This window comes from Pseudomonas sp., assembly GCF_049300855.1.
In the GTDB taxonomy this organism is placed as follows: domain Bacteria; phylum Pseudomonadota; class Gammaproteobacteria; order Pseudomonadales; family Pseudomonadaceae; genus Aquipseudomonas.
This window is the reverse complement of record NZ_JBAQKH010000042.1, coordinates 306,626-326,056: the sequence shown is the minus strand read 5'-3', so window position 1 is coordinate 326,056 and position 19,431 is coordinate 306,626. Positions and strand designations below refer to the sequence as shown.

The 19,431-nt window shown below is 60.5% G+C and carries 14 protein-coding genes; 6 read left to right on the top strand and 8 right to left on the bottom strand.

What is annotated here, in order from left to right:
- The first annotated feature begins 66 nt into the window (after nucleotides 1-66).
- Nucleotides 67-1,215, top strand: a complete 1,149-nt coding sequence (macA, locus tag WA225_RS22830) for a macrolide transporter subunit MacA (RefSeq protein ID WP_422609730.1) — start codon at nucleotides 67-69, stop codon at nucleotides 1,213-1,215.
- A gap of 2 nt (nucleotides 1,216-1,217) precedes the next feature.
- Nucleotides 1,218-3,176, top strand: a complete 1,959-nt coding sequence (locus tag WA225_RS22825) for a MacB family efflux pump subunit (protein WP_422609729.1) — start codon at nucleotides 1,218-1,220, stop codon at nucleotides 3,174-3,176.
- A gap of 259 nt (nucleotides 3,177-3,435) precedes the next feature.
- Here WA225_RS22825 and WA225_RS22820 read toward each other — a convergent pair whose 3' ends face one another.
- On the bottom strand, nucleotides 3,436-4,182 hold the full coding sequence (locus tag WA225_RS22820) for a helix-turn-helix domain-containing protein (protein WP_422609728.1): 747 nt from the start codon (nucleotides 4,180-4,182) through the stop codon (nucleotides 3,436-3,438).
- Between the two features lie 317 nt (nucleotides 4,183-4,499).
- Between WA225_RS22820 and ycaC the strand changes: the two genes are divergently transcribed.
- Both ycaC and WA225_RS22810 read left to right on the top strand, forming a co-directional pair.
- Nucleotides 4,500-5,132, top strand: a complete 633-nt coding sequence (gene ycaC, locus WA225_RS22815; protein WP_007916011.1) for an isochorismate family cysteine hydrolase YcaC — start codon at nucleotides 4,500-4,502, stop codon at nucleotides 5,130-5,132.
- Between the two features lie 296 nt (nucleotides 5,133-5,428).
- Nucleotides 5,429-6,976 (top strand): sensor domain-containing diguanylate cyclase, encoded by a 1,548-nt coding sequence (locus WA225_RS22810; RefSeq protein ID WP_422609727.1) that lies wholly within the window; start codon nucleotides 5,429-5,431, stop codon nucleotides 6,974-6,976.
- Here the strand turns inward: WA225_RS22810 and WA225_RS22805 are convergent.
- From WA225_RS22805 to WA225_RS22790, 4 genes are all read right to left on the bottom strand, one after another.
- Nucleotides 6,938-9,400 carry a PAS domain-containing protein gene (locus WA225_RS22805; protein WP_422609726.1) on the bottom strand — a complete coding sequence of 821 codons (2,463 nt, stop codon included), beginning with the start codon at nucleotides 9,398-9,400 and terminating at the stop codon, nucleotides 6,938-6,940. The genes WA225_RS22810 and WA225_RS22805 overlap by 39 nt on opposite strands.
- A 128-nt stretch (nucleotides 9,401-9,528) precedes the next feature.
- Nucleotides 9,529-11,067: a cryptochrome/photolyase family protein gene (locus tag WA225_RS22800; RefSeq protein WP_422609725.1), complete on the bottom strand. Its 1,539-nt coding sequence runs from the start codon at nucleotides 11,065-11,067 to the stop codon at nucleotides 9,529-9,531.
- A 188-nt stretch (nucleotides 11,068-11,255) separates the two neighbouring features.
- The gene (locus WA225_RS22795) at nucleotides 11,256-12,380 is read right to left on the bottom strand and encodes an alkene reductase (RefSeq protein ID WP_422609724.1); all 1,125 of its coding nucleotides are present in this window, start codon (nucleotides 12,378-12,380) and stop codon (nucleotides 11,256-11,258) included.
- Between the two features lie 70 nt (nucleotides 12,381-12,450).
- The gene (locus WA225_RS22790; RefSeq protein ID WP_422609723.1) at nucleotides 12,451-13,128 is read right to left on the bottom strand and encodes a type 1 glutamine amidotransferase domain-containing protein; all 678 of its coding nucleotides are present in this window, start codon (nucleotides 13,126-13,128) and stop codon (nucleotides 12,451-12,453) included.
- A 211-nt stretch (nucleotides 13,129-13,339) separates the two neighbouring features.
- On the opposite strand from WA225_RS22790, the gene WA225_RS22785 reads away from it, so the two are divergent.
- Both WA225_RS22785 and WA225_RS22780 read left to right on the top strand, forming a co-directional pair.
- A complete protein-coding gene (locus tag WA225_RS22785; protein ID WP_422609722.1) occupies nucleotides 13,340-13,924 on the top strand; it encodes a TetR/AcrR family transcriptional regulator in 585 nt (194 codons plus the stop codon).
- A gap of 164 nt (nucleotides 13,925-14,088) precedes the next feature.
- A complete protein-coding gene (locus WA225_RS22780) occupies nucleotides 14,089-16,215 on the top strand; it encodes a TonB-dependent siderophore receptor (RefSeq protein ID WP_422609721.1) in 2,127 nt (708 codons plus the stop codon).
- A 369-nt stretch (nucleotides 16,216-16,584) separates the two neighbouring features.
- Here the strand turns inward: WA225_RS22780 and WA225_RS22775 are convergent, their stop codons facing one another.
- From WA225_RS22775 to WA225_RS22765, 3 genes are all read right to left on the bottom strand, one after another.
- Nucleotides 16,585-17,508: a LysR family transcriptional regulator gene (locus WA225_RS22775; RefSeq protein WP_422609720.1), complete on the bottom strand. Its 924-nt coding sequence runs from the start codon at nucleotides 17,506-17,508 to the stop codon at nucleotides 16,585-16,587.
- A gap of 88 nt (nucleotides 17,509-17,596) precedes the next feature.
- The gene (locus WA225_RS22770; protein ID WP_422609719.1) at nucleotides 17,597-18,535 is read right to left on the bottom strand and encodes an AraC family transcriptional regulator N-terminal domain-containing protein; all 939 of its coding nucleotides are present in this window, start codon (nucleotides 18,533-18,535) and stop codon (nucleotides 17,597-17,599) included.
- 11 nt (nucleotides 18,536-18,546) lie between these two features.
- Nucleotides 18,547-19,380, bottom strand: coding sequence for an oxidoreductase (locus tag WA225_RS22765; RefSeq protein WP_422609718.1), 834 nt, complete (start codon nucleotides 19,378-19,380; stop codon nucleotides 18,547-18,549).
- Nucleotides 19,381-19,431 lie beyond the last annotated feature (51 nt).

Here is a 19,431-nt window from a genome sequence, read left to right as displayed (position 1 = left end):
TTGTTGTTTATCTACCAGAGCCCGGCCGCTGGCCGGGTTCAATCCTGAACGGACTTGTGGTCATTTATGGAAAAGTCGAAGTTGCGCAAAGTCGGTATGGGGTTGGCGTTTGTGGCTGTAGCGGGTTTGGCGTTCTACGCGGTGCAGGCACCGGCCGAGGCGCCGCAATACCTGACCGCCCCGGTTGAACGCAGTGACATCGAAAACGCGGTGCTGGCCAGCGGGTTGCTCGAAGGCATCAAGCAAGTGGACGTTGGTGCGCAGGTGTCAGGGCAATTGAAGTCGCTCAAGGTCAAGGTCGGCGACAAGGTGAAAAAGGGGCAATGGCTGGCGGAAATCGACCCGCTGGTGTTGCAGAACACCCTGCGTCAGGCGCAGGTCGATGAGGAAAACCTGCAAGCGCAAAAACGCGCCACCCAGGCTCAACTCAGGCAGACCAAAGCGATTTACGAGCGCTACAAAAACTTGCAGGATGACGCGTCGATCTCGCGCCAGGATTTCGAAACCGCCGAGTCGAACTATCAGGTGCAGCAGGCCAACCTGATGTCGCTGGATGCGCAGATCAAAAGCGCGCATATCCAGATCGACACGGCCAAGGTCAATCTGGCGTATACGCGCATCGTCGCGCCAATCGATGGCGACGTGGTCGGCGTGGTCACGCAGGAAGGCCAGACGGTGATCGCCAGCCAACTGGCGCCGGTCCTGCTGAAACTGGCGGATCTGGACACCATGACGGTGAAAGCGCAGGTGTCCGAGGCCGATGTGATTCATATCGCGCCGGGGCAAGAGGTGTATTTCACCATTCTTGGCGAGGACAAACGCTACTACGCGAAATTGCGCGGCACCGATCCGGCGCCACAGAACTTTCTTGAAACGCCGCCCGCCGGTACGCCGAAGCAAAGCAGCGCGGTGTTCTACAACGCCTTGTTCGAGGTGCCCAATCCCGACCATCGCCTGCGCATTTCGATGACCGCGCAGGTGCGAATCATCCTCGATACTGCCAAGGCAGTGCTGACCGTGCCGGTGGCGGCGCTCGGCCCGCGTAATGCCGATGGCAGCTTCCCTGTAAGGGTGCTGGATGCCAAGGGCCACGCGCAGTCGCGCAATGTGCAGACCGGGATCAACAACAACGTCAAAGTGCAAATCAATGAGGGTCTGGCTGAAGGTGATCGCGTGGTCATCGGTGATCCGCTGACCCCTGTGGCGGGGGCCTGAGCATGACTGAGCCACTGCTGCAACTGAACGGCATCACCCGCAGCTTCACCGCCGGCGACCGCGAATTTCTCGCGCTGAACAACATCAACCTGACGATCCATGCCGGAGAAATGGTGGCGATCATCGGCGCTTCCGGCTCGGGCAAATCGACCCTGATGAACATCCTCGGTTGCCTCGATTACGCCACGGCTGGCAGCTACAGGATCAACGGTCAGGAAACCCGCGCTCTGGACAATCAGGCGCTGGCCGAACTGCGCCGCGACTACTTCGGTTTCATCTTCCAGCGTTACCACTTGCTGCCGCATCTGAGCGCGATGCACAACGTCGAGATGCCGGCGATCTATGCCGGCACGCCGCAACTGCAACGTCATGCCCGCGCTCGTGAACTGCTGGCGCGACTGGGTCTGGAAGGGCACCTGACGCATCGGCCGAGCCAGCTTTCCGGCGGTCAGCAGCAGCGCGTGAGTATCGCCCGCGCCTTGATGAACGGCGGCGAAGTGATCCTCGCCGACGAGCCGACCGGCGCCCTCGATACCGCAAGTGGTAAAGAGGTGATGCGCATCCTGCTGGAGCTGCACGCGGCCGGACACACGGTGATTCTGGTGACCCACGATCCGAAAGTCGCGGCCAACGCCGAGCGCATCATCGAAGTCAGCGACGGTGAAATCCTCAGCGACCGCGCCAACGAACGTGACACCACGCACCTGCTCAGCGATGAGCCTGTGGCGCCGAGAGCCACCGCGTCACGGCGTCTTGTTGCCAGTCTCGGGTTGTTCAAAGAGGCGTTCGCCATGGCCTGGGTGGCGTTGATTTCCCATCGCATGCGCACCTTGCTGACCATGCTCGGCATCGTCATCGGCATCACTTCCGTGGTGTCGATATCGGCGGTGGGCGAGGGCGCGAAGAATTACGTGCTCAAGGACATCGCCGCGATTGGCAGCAACACCATCGATGTCTATCCCGGCAGCAGTTACGGCGACAAACGCGCCGCTTCCATCGAAACCCTGACGCCGGCCGACGTCACCGCGCTGAATCAGTTGTACTACGTCGACAGCGCCACGCCGATGATTGGCCGCAGTCTGTTGCTGCGCTATCGCAATATCGACCTGGATGCGCAGGTCAACGGCGTCAGCGATCAGTACTTCAAAGTGCGCGGGATCAAGATGGCCGCCGGTATCCCGTTCAGTGAAAGCGATGCGCGGCGCCAGGCGCAGGTGGTGGTCATCGATCACAACACCCGTCAGCGTCTGTTCGGCCAGGATGTTGATCCGTTGGGCCAGGTGATCCTGATCGGCAACCTGCCGTGCACGGTGATCGGCGTGGCCGCGCAGGATAAAAGCCTGTTTGCCTCGGGCAAGACTCTCAATGTCTGGGTGCCTTACGAAACGGCGGCCGGGCGGGTGCTGGGCCAGCGTTTTCTGGACAGCATCAGCGTGCGCATGAAGGACGGTCAGCCGAGCAAAGTGGTGGAAGAACACGTCACGCAACTGTTGCTGCAACGCCACGGCAGCAAGGATTTCTTCACCAACAACCTCGACAGCGTCTTGCAGACCGTGCAGAAAACCAGCCGCTCGCTGGCGTTGCTGTTGTCGCTGATTGCGGTGATTTCGCTGGTGGTGGGGGGGATTGGCGTGATGAACATCATGCTGGTGTCGGTGACCGAGCGTACGCAGGAGATTGGCATCCGCATGGCGGTGGGCGCGCGGCAGTCGGACATTCGTCAGCAGTTTCTGGTGGAGGCGGTGATGGTGTGCCTGTTGGGCGGGGCGATCGGAATTTCCCTGTCGTATGCGATTGGGCATCTGTTTTCGGTGTTTATCAAGGAATGGGAAATGGTGTTCTCGCTGACCTCGGTGCTGACGGCGGTGGTGTGCTCGACGTTGATCGGGATTGTGTTTGGCTTTGTGCCGGCGCGGAATGCTTCGCGGCTTGATCCGATTGAGGCGTTGGCGCGGGATTAAAAGCGGACCCTCACCCTAACCCTCCCGAAACGTCGGACCGCCCGGAGGGAGAGGGGACTGACCGCGGTGTTTGCTGAAGATGCACCGACGTGAACTACCGAGCCGAACTCAGGTTTTGAACAGCACAAAGATCGGCTCTCACGTAGAACTCAGGTTTGAATCCAACCGAGATCGGCTCCCTTTCCCCCTCGCCCCCCTTGGGGGAGAGGGCTGGGGTGAGGGGGTAGCGATCCAGAGCAGCCCACAAAACCCACGTCTGTCACGCCGCACTCGACGCCGACGTCTCCAGCGGCGAATACATCCAGCGCATCAACGAATGCCGCCCACTGATGCCCAACTTGATCGCCGCGCGTTTCAGGTAGCTCTCCACGGTGTTGACCTTCAACGCCAATTGTTCAGCCAGTTCCGGCGCCGTGCGCCCGGCGAGGAGGCCGACACACACCTCGGTTTCGCGGTTCGACAGGCTCAGCCCCAGTTGCACCAGACGTTCGTCGAAGCGCAGGCGCAAGGTTTCCAGGCCCGTGCCCTCGGCTGTCTCGGGTTGGTTATGTGCGTCAGGGTTGGCCGGTTGCAGGGCGTGGATGTGTTTTTCGACCATCGGCAACAGCACCGGAGATATGTCCTGCAAGAGGCTGCGCTCCTGCGCGGAAAAGCGCTGGGATTCGCCGTTGCGGTACACCGAAATCACGTAGCGGTAGCCGTCCTTGCGCCGGGTCAGGTGCAGTTGCGAGGCGTCCGTACTGCTCGCGACCGGCGGATTCGGTAAATGGTGGGCCGCCGCACTGTGTTCGGAAAACACCGTTTCGGCGAGCAGCGCCTGTTCTTTCAGCGGCTCTGGCTCACTGCGGCTCGACGCGCGGCCCACCGGTTCGACACGCATCTGCCGGATGTGCGTGGCGTCGACCGCCAGTTGCGTCAGGATCAGGTCATGCAGCATGCGCGGAAAGTGCCGGCTGCCGGTACTTGCGATGACCTTGCCGATGTGGGGGAACAAGTGTGAATTCATGTGCGTGTCATCCCTGAGAGGCGTTAATTCAAGACGTCTGCAGCTCCGTCGACGATCTCCTTGATCGACAAAACACCGCAGACTTGGATCCTATCCTAGTACAACGTTTGAGCGACGGTTTAATGAAGGTGTTATTAGCTCATAACCGCGCCTCTGCCGGGCTCAAGGTTGAATGTTGAAAACCCTGTCGCTGAATTGTCCTGTTCTGGTTGACGGTGAAACGCGTTTCAGCCGATTTATCCCTTTTCGATGCGTCAGTAATCTGTACCCAACTTGAACGCAACAACAACTTCCAACATCGAAAAGGGACGCCCACCATGACCACTCCAACCTACAACCGCCTGAACAAAGACGACGCCATCGTGCTGCTGGTCGATCACCAGACCGGTCTGATTTCGCTGGTGCAGGACTTCTCGCCGAACGAGTTCAAGAACAACGTGCTGGCCCTGGCCGATCTGGCCAAGTTTTTCGAACTGCCGACCATCCTCACCACCAGTTTCGAACAAGGCCCGAACGGCCCGCTGGTGCCAGAGCTGAAAGAGATGTTCCCGGACGCGCCGTACATCGCTCGCCCAGGTCAGATCAACGCCTGGGACAACGAAGACTTCGTCAAGGCGATCAAGGCCACCGGCCGCAAGCAGATCATCATTGCTGGCGTGGTGACGGATGTCTGCGTAGCGTTCCCGACTCTGTCGGCACTGGCGGAAGGGTTCGATGTGTTTGTGGTTACCGATGCGTCGGGCACCTTCAACACCACGGTGCAGCAAGCCGCGTGGAGTCGCATGACTCAGGCGGGCGCACAGATGATGAACTGGTTCTCGGTGGCATGTGAGCTGCACCGCGACTGGCGCAACGACATTGAAGGCTTGGGTAATCTGCTGTCGCAGCGGATTCCTAACTACCGCAACCTGATGAACAGCTACTCAGCGCTGACGGCGCAGCAGAAGTAAGCTGACGCGAGCCAAACAAAAGCCTGCCCTAAAAAGCAGGCTTTTGCTTTGTCTGCACGTCAGGCTGAATTTTTGGCTGTGGGTCGATGTTCTTCAGGCTGGATACACGTTGCAGGCCGCCGTCGTGTGGTTGCGAAACATCACCGAGGGCCTGAAAACGACATTCCGCCACGCGGTTGCTGCGCGTTCAATGCGCTACTTGTATCCTTGCGCCGGTCGAGGACATACGACCGCTGTTATTGCCTTGAATCAGTAACGGCCGGAACGGGAAACCGGACTTTCCATTAGGTACTTTCGTGAAGCGTGATACCCACCTCGTCATCCTCTTGCTGCTGGTCATCGGCTGCTCTCTGGCGTCGCTGACCATCTGGAAAGTGCTGTCTTCGCGCGATCGCGCGCTGGAGGAAGTCAACGTGCACGGGTTGAACCTGACCCAGGCACTCGAGACCTATTCCGAAGGCATTGTCCGGCAAAGTTCGCTGCTGTTGCTCGGGCTGGTCGAACGCCTGGAGACCGAAGGCAGTGGTCCCGCGCAGATCCAGCGCCTGAGTGCACTGGTCAACCGCCAGCAACCGCTGATGCCGCAGCTGAGCGGTATCACCATCTATGACCGCCATGGCCACTGGCTGATGTCGTCGAACCGGCCGATTCCGGTGGGCGCCAACAGCAGTGATCGGGCCTATTTCATTCATCATCGCGACGATCCGAGCCGCGAGCCCTATATCGGGCCTCCCATCCGCAGCCGCTCCAATCAGGAATGGGTGATCACCGTCAGCCGCCGTTTCAATGATGATCGCGGCGAGTTTGCCGGGGTCGTGGCCGTGACCCTGGGCGTGGAAAACTTTCTGCGCCTGTTTGGCAAACTCGACATTGGCCAGGACGGCGCGATCGGCTTGTCCTATACCGACGGTACGCTGCTGGTGCGCTATCCCTTTCGCGAGCAGGACATGGGCCGCAACTTTTCCAAGTCGCCGATCTACGCCAAGTACCTGGTCGATCAATCGGTCGGCACCGCGTCCTATTCCTCCAGCCTGGATGGCGTCGAACGCCTCTACGCCTTCCGCAAGAGTGAAAAACTGCCACTGATCACCACAGTCGCCATCGGCAAGTACGAAGCGCTCACGGCCTGGCGCACGGAGGCGCTGTTGTCGGCGGTGGTGGTGGCGGGGCTGTTGGGGCTCACCGGTCTGATCGGCTGGTTCTTGATCGTCGATATTCGCCGCCGCACCCAGGTTGAAGGCGAACTGCGCATCGCTCAGCAGCAGTTGCTCGGCTCCAATCGGCAACTGGAGTTGTTAGCCATGAAAGATGCGCTGACCGGTCTGGCGAATCGGCGCTGCTTCGACCAGACCCTCGCCACAGAGGTGCGTCGGGCACAGCGCGACGGTTCATCGCTGGCCTTGCTGATGATCGATATCGACTATTTCAAGCGGTTCAATGATGCGCTCGGTCATGTTGCCGGTGACGCCTGTCTGCAGACCGTCGGCCACGTGCTGGACGAGTGTGTGCGGCGGCCATCGGACCTGGTGGCGCGCTACGGTGGTGAAGAGTTCGCCGTGATCATGCCCGATACCGACAGTGACGGCGCGACGGTGGTGGCGCAGTTGATTATTGAGCGCTTGCAACACGCCAACATCGCGCACCCCAACAGTCCCGTGGCCCGGGTGAGCCTGAGCATCGGCATTGCCGCTGCGCGCGGTGCGCAGCTGGTGCCGGTGCAGGCGCTGATCGAGTGCGCCGATCAGGCGCTGTATCAAGCAAAAACAGCAGGACGCAACCGGTTCATGACGTCTGCTGCGCAGCCCTTATTCGAAGTCGATAGACAACAGGCTACTGACCCGTGAGACCAGGGTGTCGACGGCGAACGGTTTGGTCAGCACCTGCATGCCCGGGCCGAGCTGACCGTTGCCGATCACTGAGTTTTCCGCGTACCCGGTGATGAACAAGGTCTTCAGCCTCGGCCTGATTTGTCGGCCCGCATCGGCCATCTGCCGGCCGTTCATGCCGCCCGGCAAGCCGACATCGGTGATGAGCAAATCGATGTGCGCGCTGGATCGCAATACTTCCAGTCCCTCAACGCTGTCGCCTGCTTCGAGCAGGTTGTAGCCGAGGTCGTGCAGCACGTCTTTGAGCAGCGTGCGAACGGTGGGTTCGTCGTCGACGATCAGGATGGTTGCGCCGGCCTTGGTTTGCGGCGTTGCCGAGCTTTGCGCGTCATCGTGATTGCGCTGCGTTTCGCCGAGGTAGCGCGGCAGGTAAATGCAGATGATGGTGCCTTGACCCACGGTCGACTGCACGCGCACTTGCCCGCCGGATTGCTTGGTGAAACCGTAGATCATCGACAGCCCAAGGCCCGTGCCCTGGCCCAGCGGTTTGGTGGTGAAAAACGGGTCGAACGCCTTGGCGATCACTTCCGCACTCATACCGGTACCGGTGTCGGCAACCGACAGGCACAGGTATTGCCCTGCGGGCATCTCCCTTGAGCGCGCCGATTCAGCATCCATGGTTCGATTGGCGGTTTCGACGGTGATGCTGCCGCCATCGGGCATCGCGTCGCGGGCGTTGATGCACAGGTTGAGCAGGGCGTTTTCCAGTTGACTGGCATCGACCAGCGCCGGCCACAGATCGGCGGCAACCACCGTCTTCAGGCGAATGCTCGGGCCGACGGTGCGCTGGATCAGTTCGGTCATGCCGGCAATCAGCGCGTTGATTTCGGTCGGCCGTGGATCGAGGGTCTGCCGGCGGGAGAATGCCAGCAGGCGGTGGGTCAGGGCAGTGGCGCGTTTGGCCGCGTCCTGGGCGATCAGCATGTATTTGTCGATGTCGTTCAGGCGACCTTGGGCGATGCGTTTTTCCATCAGCTCAAGGGATGCGCAGATGCCCGCCAGCAGGTTGTTGAAATCATGGGCCAGACCGCCGGTGAGTTGCCCGACGGCTTCCATTTTCTGCGATTGCCGCAACTTTTCTTCGGCCTGCATCAGATCGGCGGTGCGCGCCGAGACGCGTTGTTCCAATGTGTCATTGAGGGCTTTTAACGCGGCGGTGACCCGGTCGCGCTCGGCTTCGACGTTACGCCGCTCTTCGACATCGATCAGCACGCCGGGGAAACGCAAAGGCGTGCCGTCTTCGGCGCACTCGACGCGGCCGTTCGCTTCAATCCAGGTGTATTGGCCATCCGCGCCGCGCACTCGGTATTGGTGCGAATAGGCGCCTCCACGGGCAATGACTTCGTTGATGGCGGTTGTGAGTCCTTTCCTGTCGTCCGGGTGAACGGTCATCACCACTTGCTCCAGGCTCAGACCGTCCAGACCCCAGGCAGGATCGAGGTCGAGAACCCGCGCGAAGGCCTCATCGACGCTGAAACGATCGCTGGGCAAGTGCCAGTGCCAGGTGCCGATAATGGCGCCGGCGGCCAGGGCCAGTTGGACCCGTTCGATGTTTTCCCGAGCGATCGCTTCGCTGACGCGCAAGCGCTCTTGCGCGTCGCGGCGCTCGGTGACGTCGCTGAAGAAGATCGCAATCTGCCGATCGGCCGGGTCACCAACGCGCACGGCGCGCACATCGAACCAGCGTTCGAAGGTATTGGCGTAGTTCTCGAAGTTTGCCGGCTCGCCGGTCTTGGCCACATGACCGTAAGTCTCGAACCAGAATTTTTCCAGGTTGGGTGCGAACTCGGTGACCCACTTGCCCCGCAGGTTGACCCCGGCCTGACGCTCGAACGCCGGGTTGGCCTCGACGAAGCAATAGTCGATGGGGTGGTCGTCAGCATCGAATTTGACTTTGACGATGGCGAATGCGGCTTCGATGGTTTCCAGAATGGTGCTGAAACGTTCTTCGCTGCGGCGCAATGCGGTTTCGGCGCTGCGCGAGCGAGTCAGGTCAAGCATCGCCCCGATCATGCGTTCGGCCTGGCCATCGGCATTGCGGATCAGATGTCCGCGATCAAGCACTTCGGCATATGAACCATCGTGGCAGAGGAAACGGTACTCAGCGCTCCAGGTCGTGCCGGAGCCGTCGATCGCCGAGCGAATCGAGGTAGTCACGCGCGCGCGATCCTGCGTGTGAATCTGCGCAAAGCGCCAATCACACGTCGGCTCGATGGCGTCTGACGCGTAGCCATACGCCTGTTGCAGCGAGTCGTTCCAGACGACCTGATTGGTTTTCAGATCCCAGTCCCAGACGGCGTCGCAGGTCGCCTTGACGGCCAGACGCAGGCGCGTGACCTCAGACTCAAGCTCCTCGCGAGTAAGCTGTTTCAGGATGTTCACCCTTCATGCGTTGATGGTTGGCTTGCGTTCAATTGGCGTGTTTCAAGCCCTCTGCTTCACAAGCTTTGTGAGCCATTGACCCGGGGTGGCCTGTTTAAGTTGCACGCGGGCCAGGTGCGCATGCGTTGTCATAACGCTTCGCCGTTATCCAGCGTGTCGAGCAAGCGTTGGCCGCGTTGCCACAGAGCCTGTTGCTTGGCTGGCGGCATGCGATCGAGGTTTTTGTACATCATGGCCATGCGCTGGTTGCCGCGCAGAAGGTCACCGTGGCGCATCAGGAAATGCCAGTACAGGGCGTTGAACGGGCAGGCGTTGTCGGCCGTGGTTTCACGCACCGAGTACGCACAGTCGCGACAGTAGTCGGACATCCGGTTGATGTACTGGCCGCTGGCGCAATAAGGCTTGGAACCGAGGTAGCCGCCGTCGGCGTGCATGACCATGCCGAGGGTGTTGGGCAGTTCGACCCAATCGAAAGCGTCCATGTAAATCGCCAGATACCATTCACAGATCTGCTTCGGCGCGATGCCGGCGAGCAGGGCAAAATTGCCGGTCACCATCAGGCGCTGGATGTGATGAGCGTAAGCGTGTTTGAGGCTCTGGCCGATGGCCTGGCGCATGCAATTCATTTGGGTTGCGCCGGTCCAGTAGAACTCCGGCAACGGCCGCTGATTGGCGAATGCATTGCCCTCGGCGTACTCGGGCATGTGCAGCCAGTACACGCCACGGACGTATTCGCGCCAGCCGATCAGTTGGCGAATGAAGCCTTCGGCAGCATTCAGCGCAATGCTGCCAGACCAATAGGCCGACTCAACATCGCTGCAGAGTTGGCGCAGGTCGAGCAAGCCAATGTTCAGTGCCGCGCTGATGCGTGCGTGGAACAGAAACGGCTCGTCGCTGGCCATGGCGTCCTGATAATCGCCGAACCCGGCCAGGGCGTAGTCGAGAAAGTACGCCCAGAGTTTTTGCGCGTCGGCGTGTGTCACCGGATAGTTGAAATCATCCAGACTGCCGTAGTGACTGGCGAAGCGTTGCTTGACCAGGGCGAGGACTTCGAGGGTGATTGCATCGTTGGCAAAACCGGCCGGGTAGGGCGCCTTGACGGATTTGGGCAGGGCTTTGCGATTGTCGGCATCAAAGTTCCACGCGCCGCCGACCGGCGTACCGTCACCGTTGAGCAGCAGGCGGCTTTTGCGGCGCATCTCGCGGTAGAAGAACTCCATGCGCAACTGCTTTTTGCCCGAGGCCCAAGCGCTAAACTCATCGCGGCTGCACAGGAAGCGGCCGTCGGCGTGCCAATGGATCGGCAAGCTACACGCCTTGAGCGATTGCTCCAGGCGCCAGTCTCCGCACTGGGTAATGTGCACTTCGCTCGCCTGCAATAAAGCCTGCCAGCGCTTTAGCTCGCCGGGTACTGAGCCGCTGTTCTGCGGATCGTCGAGGGTCACGTAATGCACACGGATGCCCTGGCTCTGAAGCGCCTGAGCGAAGTGACGCATGGCGCTGAAGATCAGCGCGATCTTCTGCGGGTGATGGGCGACGTGGGTGGCTTCTTCCATGACCTCGACCATCAACACATGGTCGTGCTCGCCATCCAGATCGGTCAATGACGCCAGATCAAAAGAGAGCTGGTCACCCAGAACCAGGCACAGCCGACGGGTTTTGTTCATTTCACGAATTCAGCGTAAGAGCAGCAGGCTGCCAAGTGGACGTTTAAGTGTTAATTCCAGATACTTGTACAGATTGTAGTCTGTGTATAGGTTTTTTCTAGCCGGGAGGGGGCGATTCAGGGCGATGGCGGGGCGTGCTTGATGAACGCCCCCACTGTGCGGGAGCGCTCTACGCTGGGTGGGAAGGCTTAGCCGGGATAAGCGGGGTAGTCGGTGTAGCCTTCGGCGTTGCCGCCATACACCGTCGCCGGGTTCAGTGCATTCAACGGCCAGTCATTGGCAAGGCGCGCCGGCAGATCGGGGTTGGCCATGAACGGCCGGCCAAACGCGACGAAATCGGCCAGCCCGGAGTCGAGCAACTGTGCGCCGGACTCGGCGGTGTAGCGCCCGGCGTAAATGATCGCGCCGCTGAACGTGTCGCGCACGGCCTGGCGAAAGGTCTGCGGCATGGCGGGCGCGTTGTCCCAATCGGCTTCGGCGATCGACAGATAAGCAATCCCCACGTCTTGCAGAATCTTGATCGCTTCGATGTAGGTGGTGTGCGGGTCTTCCTCGACCATGCCCAGGTAAGTCCGCGCCTCATCGGTGGTGGTGAACAGCGGCGCAAAACGTACGCCGACTTTTTCCTTGCCGATGCACTCGGCAACACCGGCCACCACTTCCCGCAAAAAGCGCAGGCGGTTGTCCAGCGAACCGCCGTACTGATCGGTGCGCAGATTGCTGTGGGCCGAAATGAACTGGTTGACCAGATAACCGTTGGCGCAATGCAGTTCGATGCCGTCGAAACCGGCATCCATGGCATTGCGTGCGGCCTGGATATACAACTGGACCAGTTCCTGAACTTCATCGGTGCTCAGCGCGCGCGGCGCCGAAGGCGGTACCAGTGCACCGGCGCCCGGCGCGGTTTCGATGAAAACACTGACCCGGTCGGTGGCCACGGCGGAGGCCGACACCGGTGCCGCGCCATCCGGTTGCAACGCGGTGTGGGACACCCGGCCAACGTGCCAGAGTTGCGCGAAGATCACGCCGTCCACCGCGTGCACAGCCTCGGTGACTTTGCGCCAACCGGCGATTTGCTCGGCGGTGTGGATGCCCGGCGTCCACGCGTAACCCTGGCCGCGCGGTTCGATCTGCGTGCCCTCGGTCACCAATAAACCTGCGCCGGCACGCTGCTGGTAGTACTCAGCCATCAACTCATTGGCAATATTGCCCGGCTGCGTACTGCGCTGGCGGGTGAGGGGTGGCAGGACGATGCGGTTTTTCAGGGTGTGCAAGCCGAGTGTCGCGGGTTGGAAATAGCTGCTGTGGTTCATGCAAATACCTTGTCGACTGGTTTATTAGACCGGTCGACTATTAACGATGGAAAAAAATTTGGGTGCTGTATCAGCCGAGCATCTTCAACAGTTGTTCGGCCACTGCGGCGGAGCTGGCAGGGTTCTGACCGGTGACCAGTTGTCCATCAGTGACCACGTGCACCTGCCAGTCAGCGACTTTCGAGTAACGACCGCCGAGACGCTGGAACTCGTCTTCGATCAGGAACGGCACGACGTCGGTGAGGCCGACGGCTGCCTCTTCCGAATTGGTGAAACCGGTGACCGCGCGACCGGCAATCAACGGTTGACCGTCTGCCGTCACGACATGCCGCAACACGCCCGGCGCGTGGCAGACAAAGCCATGGGGTTTGTTGCTGCGGGCGAAGGCTTCGATCAAGGCAATCGAGCGTGGGTCTTCAGCCAGATCCCACAGTGGACCATGACCGCCTGGGTAAAACACCGCATCGAAGTCGTCCGCGCGAACATCCGCCAGACGTCCGGTATTGGCCAGTGCCTGTTGTGCTGCGGGATCGTTACGGAAGCGATCGGTCTCGGCAGTCTGCGCACCAGGCTCGTCGCTTTTCGGGTCGAGCGGTGGCTGACCGCCGGCCGGCGACACCAGCGTGATGTCGGCACCGGCGTCCTTGAAGGCGAAGTAGGGGGCGGCGAATTCTTCCAGCCAGAAGCCGGTTTTCTTGCCGGTGTTGCCGAGTTGATCGTGTGAAGTCAAAACCATCAAGATTTTCATAGAGCACCCTGGATTGATCAGGTGGACTCGCCGGGCGAGGGATTCGCCTGACGTCGACACCCGGAAAAGCGGTTGACGGGGCGCAGCATAGATTCCAATTAGACCAGTCGTCTAGTAATTTTTTCGAGTGCAGGTTTTTCCTCGGCAGGTGTGGCAAACTCGCCATCCTGTGAAATATACGACTGGTCTATTGTCTGGTAATTTGCGCCCCATGAAACCGACCTACGACGACACCCGCCAACACTTGCTCGACACCGGCCACCGGATGATGGCCGAGAAGGGCTTCACCAGTGTCGGCCTCAACGAGATCCTGCAAACCGCCGGCGTGCCCAAGGGCTCGTTCTATCACTACTTCAAATCGAAGGAGCTGTACGGCCAGGCCTTGCTCGCGGATTACTTTGTCGGCTACCTCGCCGACATGGAACGACGCCTGACGCTGCCGGGGCTGACGGCTTATGAGCGGCTGATGGATTACTGGCAGGGCTGGCAGGATCGCTGCACGCTGGAAGGGCATGGCGATGAATGCCTGGTGGTGAAACTCAGTGCTGAAGTCGCTGATTTGTCCGAGGCGATGCGCCTCACCTTGCGCGATGGCGCCGAGCAAGTGGTGGCGCGTATCGCTGAGTGCATCGAACAAGGCCAGGCGCAAAACAGCCTGCCTCATGGCGATGCCCGACACTTGGCGGAAACCCTGTATCAGCTGTGGCTGGGCGCCAGTTTGCTCAACAAGCTGCAGCGTACCGGGCATTCCTTGGATACTTCGATGGCAATGACAAAACAGCTTTTGCAGGTTTGATCAGGTTTTATGCGACGCAATGAATGAAATACGCACCGGCACTGGATCGGTTCAAACATGCGAATGGGAATAAGTTTCAATAACAGAGCGCTTGGTATACCATCCGCCTCGCTTTGCTGGCGGTTTTACCCTTCGTTCTGGCCTATTCACAAGGTTTTCATTTCATGCGTCGAACCCTGCTTTCCGTGTGTGTGCTGCAAGCGTTGTCTTCTTCCTCTTGGGCCGAGCCCGCCGATTCGAGCTCTTCAGCGCTAGAGCTGGAGGCGACCGACGTGGTCGGTACCGCGGATTATGAACGGGCCGACGGCCCGGTGCAGGGCTATCGCGCGACGCGTTCTGCCAGTGCCACCCGTACCGATACCTCGATCCATGAAACGCCGCAATCGATCAGCGTGGTCACTAAAGATGCTGTCGAAGACCTCGGCGCCACGCGGTTGCAAGACGCGCTCGATTACGCCGGTGGCGTAGGCCGGGCGAACAATTTCGGCGGGCAGGGGCTGACCACATTCACCGTGCGCGGCTTCACCACCGGCGAGTTCTACCGCAACGGCTTCCCGATCAATCGCGGCTACCCGAACATGCCCGACGCCAACACCATCGAGCGCCTGGAAGTGTTGCGCGGGCCGGCAACGATGCTCTACGGCCGTGGCGATCCTGGCGGCACGTTCAACGTTGTTTCCAAGCAGCCGTTGGCCGAGCGCACGGTCACGTTAGGCAGTCAGTTGAACGATCAAGGCATGAAACGCGGCACCCTGGACGCTTCGGGTCCACTGGACGAAGAGGGGCGCCTGGCCTATCGATTGAACGTGGTGGGCGAGGGCGGCGATACCTTCCGCGATCACGTCGAGACCGAGCGCTACGGTGTCACGCCAGTGCTGACCTGGCAGGCCAGCGATGCCACCCGGGTGATCTTCGAGGGCGATTTCATGCGTAACAATCATCCGCTGGATCGCGGCGTGACGCGTTACGCCAAGCAGATTGGCACCGCCTCGCGGGATACGTTCTTTGGCGAGAAAGACGCCGGCAAATTGCACAACGACAACAACATGGCGCAACTGCGTTTCGAACATCTGCTCAATGATGACTGGACGCTGGGCGGAGGTTTTCAGTGGCTCGACGGCTCGCTGGAAGGCAACGCAATCGAGGCCAACGGCATTGCCGCTGACGGCCGAACCCTGGGGCGCAACTTCAACTACCGCAAACTGGAGTGGACCGACAAGGACACCCAGCTCAATCTGACCGGGCATTTCAGCACCGGTAGTTTGCAGCACACCTTGCTGACCGGCATTGAGTACGAGGACTACGACTACAAGTCGATCATTCAGCGCTCCAGCGGCGCGGTTGGCGCCTACCCGATCGACATCTTCGATCCGGTCTACGGTCAGCCGCGTCCGGCACTGACGCGCACGCCGACCCACGACAAGGAAAACCTCAAGACCTATGCCGCGTTCGTGCAGGATCAGGTCGCGTTGACCGAGCGCCTGAAGGTCCTCGCCGGCGCACGTTTCGAGCGTTTCGAACACGACTATGAAACCTACGTGCCGGGCGGCAAAAACTGGCAGGCCAGCGACAACGCGGTGACCCCGCGCCTCGGCGTGACGTACGACCTGACCGAGACCCTGGCGATCTACGCCGACACCGCGCGCTCGTTCAAGCCCAATACCGGCGCGAGCCGCGTGGGCGGAGGCTTCGCACCGGAGAAAGGCAAGTCGTATGAAATGGGCATCAAGTGGGAAGCGCTGGATCATCAGTTGAGCGTGGATGCCGCGATCTACCAGATCGAAAAACGCAATGTGCTGACCACTGACCCGGTTGACTCGACCTTCAGTGTGGCCGCTGGGGAGGTGCGCAGCCGTGGTTTCGACCTGAACGTCGCCGGCAACCTGACGCCAGAATGGCGCGTCATCGGCGGCTACGCCTATGTGGATGCCGAAGTGACCAAGGACAACGTGATCCGCTCGGGCACGCGGCTGATGAACATTCCGCAAAACAGCTTCAGCTTGCTTAACGTCTACGAGTTTCAGGACGGAGCGCTAAAAGGCTTGGGTCTGGGCACCGGACTCAAGTACGTCGACGAACGCGCCGGACAAACCGCCAACACGGCTTTCTCGATGGGCAGTTACACCGTCGTCGACCTGCTCGGCTTCTATAAGGTCAACGAGAAGGTGCGGCTCAACCTTGACCTGAAAAACCTGTTTGATCGCGATTACGAAGAGGGCGCGTTCGGTAACGTTTACGCCTATCCAGGCGCGCCAAGAACCGTGCAGGTCGGGATTTCCTACACCTTGTAAGCCGAACTCGACGCAGCAACGGCGGCCCCTCACCCCAGCCCTCTCCCGGGGGAGAGGGAGCCGACCGAGGTGTCTTGGGCTATGGATCGCGACGATTATGGAGTCATCCAAAATGCTTGGCGGTCATGGATTCACCGGCGCTATTGCACGTCGGCGTTCATCGCCAATATCCCCCAATCGGTTCCCTCTCCTGGGGGAGAGGGCTAGGGTGAGGGCGCCTGCTTCGGCACCTACCCCGATGCCTCCGGCACGTTCAACAGAACAGCTACTCGGCGCTAACCGCTCAGCAAAGGTAAGCTGGCGCTCGGCAGTCGTTCACCGTACGGTTTTGCTCGGCTGAGCGGTTCATCCAGTTGAATTGGCAGGTGGCTACGGCGCCGCCCACTCATCACGAAATTCCAGCAGAAAATCCACAAACGCCCGCACACGCTGCGGCACATGACGACCATGCGGGTACAGCAATGTATAAGGCCGCGAGCGCCCACGATAAGGCTGCAGCACCTCGACCAGACGGCCGTCGGCCAACTCTTCTTCGACGATGAACTTGTAAGTCTGAAACAGCCCCGCAGCATGCTTGGCCAGCGTCACACCGCCCAGCACATCGTCGGAACAAGAATAGCCGCCATCGCAAATCACCTCTCGATCCTTGCCATCCTCCTGGAACAACCAGGAAATCCGCCGCCCGCTGCTGGGCAGTTCGAACTGGATGCACTCGTGCTCGAGCAGATCTTCCAGCGTCTGCGGCGTACCGGCCTTGCGCAAATATTCGGGAGCGGCGACCACCACCAGTTTGGCGTCCTCGAGCAACCGGGCAATCATGCTCGAGTCCGGTTGGGCACGGACGCGGATCGCCAGGTCGTAGCCTTCCTCGACAAAGTCGATGTTGCGATTGCCCAAGTGGATGTCGACGGTGACGTGCGGGTACAGCGCGCGAAACCTTGGCAGCAGCGGCAGGATGCGGTGATGGCCGTAGGTGGTGGGCAGGCTGATGCGCAGGCGTCCCGAGGGCGAGGTTTGCGCGCCCATGACTTCTTGTTGCGCTTCGACCAATTGCGCCAGGGCCTGGCTGCACTGTTCGAAGAATTTCTTGCCGGCCTCGGTCAGGCGAATACTGCGCGTGGTACGGGCAAACAGCCGCGAGCCGAGGCGCTTCTCCAGACGCAGAATCGAGCGGCTCACCGCTGCCGGTGTTACCCCGGCAAGCTGGGCGGCGGCAGTGAAACTACCGGCCTCAGCGGCGAGACAAAAGAGTTCGATACTGCCCAATTGCAAGTCATCAAAGTGACGCTTCATGTTTGATTACACCGAGGATCAACCGACATTCCGCTCTCTGTTTACCACAGCACGCCGCGCGATCGGTATGGGGGTTTTGATGAAGTGCCTAATGCGACGAAACATAGAGTGAAGGCGTTGCCGGCGCCGGCAGCGCATACGTGGCCTTCATCCATTCAATCTCGGCCTGCGGGGTGCGTCCGAAGAAACGCTTGAACTCGCGACTGAATTGCGAGGCGCTTTCATAGCCGACGTTGAACGCCGCAGCCGACGCACTCATGGCATGGCGCAACATCAACAGGCGCGCCTGGTGCAGCCGCGTCGACTTCAGATATTGCATGGGCGAAGCGTCGGTGACGTTACGAAAATGCAGGTGAAAACTCGGCACGCTCATGCTCGCTTCCTGAGCCAGTTGCTCGACGTCCAGACGTTGCTGATAACAACTGTGGATCTTGCGGATCGCGCGGCTGACCTTGCCGAAGTGCCCCTGACGATTGAGCGCAGCGCGCATCGAGCCACCTTGCTCGCCGGTGAGGATGCGGTAATAGATTTCCCGCACCAGCGCCGGCCCGAGAATCTGCGCCTCGCCGGCCACGCTCATCGCTTGCAGAAAGCGCAACGTCGAGTCGCGCAGTGAGTCGTCCATCGGTGAGGCGTACATGCCTTTGGGCGGCGCATCGCTGACGCCGTGGATGTCGTCGACTTGCAGCATCAGCTCGCTGGCCAGTTGCAAATCCAGGCGCATATAAATGGCGAGCATTGGCTCGGTGGCCGTGGCGTTGGTTTCCATGGTGAACGGAATCGGCACGGACACCACCAGATAATGCTGGGCGTCATAGACGTAGATGTCTTCACCCAGATAACCGCGCTTGCGGCCCTGACACAGGATCACGATGCCGGGATCGTAAAGCACCGGCGTGCGCGTCAACGGCCGATTCGAGCGCAGGAAACGCACATCCTCAAGGGCGCTGAGGTTATAGCCCTCGACCGGCGCGAGGGTTTCCAGCAACTGCACCATGCGCGCGGTCGTCGAATCGGCCTGCTGCATTGAATCCTCCCTCAATGATCGGTGGAGCGGGTCAACGTTTCCCATTGATCGATTTCGGCGGCCACGTGTTGGAGCTTGTCGCGCACCAGTTGCAACGCGTCACTGCCCAACAGCAAATGCGCGGGCGGCGCGGGGCTGTCGATAATCTGCAGCATGGCCTGTGCGGCCTTCTGCGGGTCACCGAGCTGCTTGCCGCTCTTGTCTTCCCGTGCCTTGCGGATCGGATCGAAACTGGCGTCATAGTCGGCAATGCTGCGCGCCGTGCGTTGCATCGAGCGACCGGCCCAATCGGTGCGAAACGAGCCCGGGGCCACGGCGGTGACGAAGATATTGAAAGGCTGCAGCTCTTTGCTCAGCGTATCGGAGATGCCTTCGAGCGCAAACTTGCTCGCGCAGTAATACGAGATGCCCGGCATGGTGATTGTGCCGCCCATCGAGGTGATGTTGAGAATGTGCCCGGCGCGGCGCTGACGGAAGAACGGCACAAACGCCTTGGTCACCGCCACCGCGCCGAACACGTTGACGTCGAACTGGCGGCGCATGTCTTCCAGCGGCGACTCTTCGAAGATGCCTTCGTGGCCGTAGCCGGCATTGTTGACCAACACATCGACCGGGCCGTGCGTGGCTTCAACCGCCAAGACCACGCTGTCGATCCGGGCGAAGTCGGTGACATCGAGAATCACGCCATACGCGTTATCCACCGACAGCGCCTGAAAGGCCTGCAAGTCGGCTTCACTGCGCACCGTGCCGATCACGCGATGGCCCGCTGCGAGTGCTTCTTTAGCCAGCGCGTGGCCGAAGCCACTGCTGACGCCAGTGATGAACAGGGTTTTCGTGCGGCTCATGAGCGACTCCAGTGCTTGGGTGTGGCGTCATGGTAGCGAGCGAACAATCAG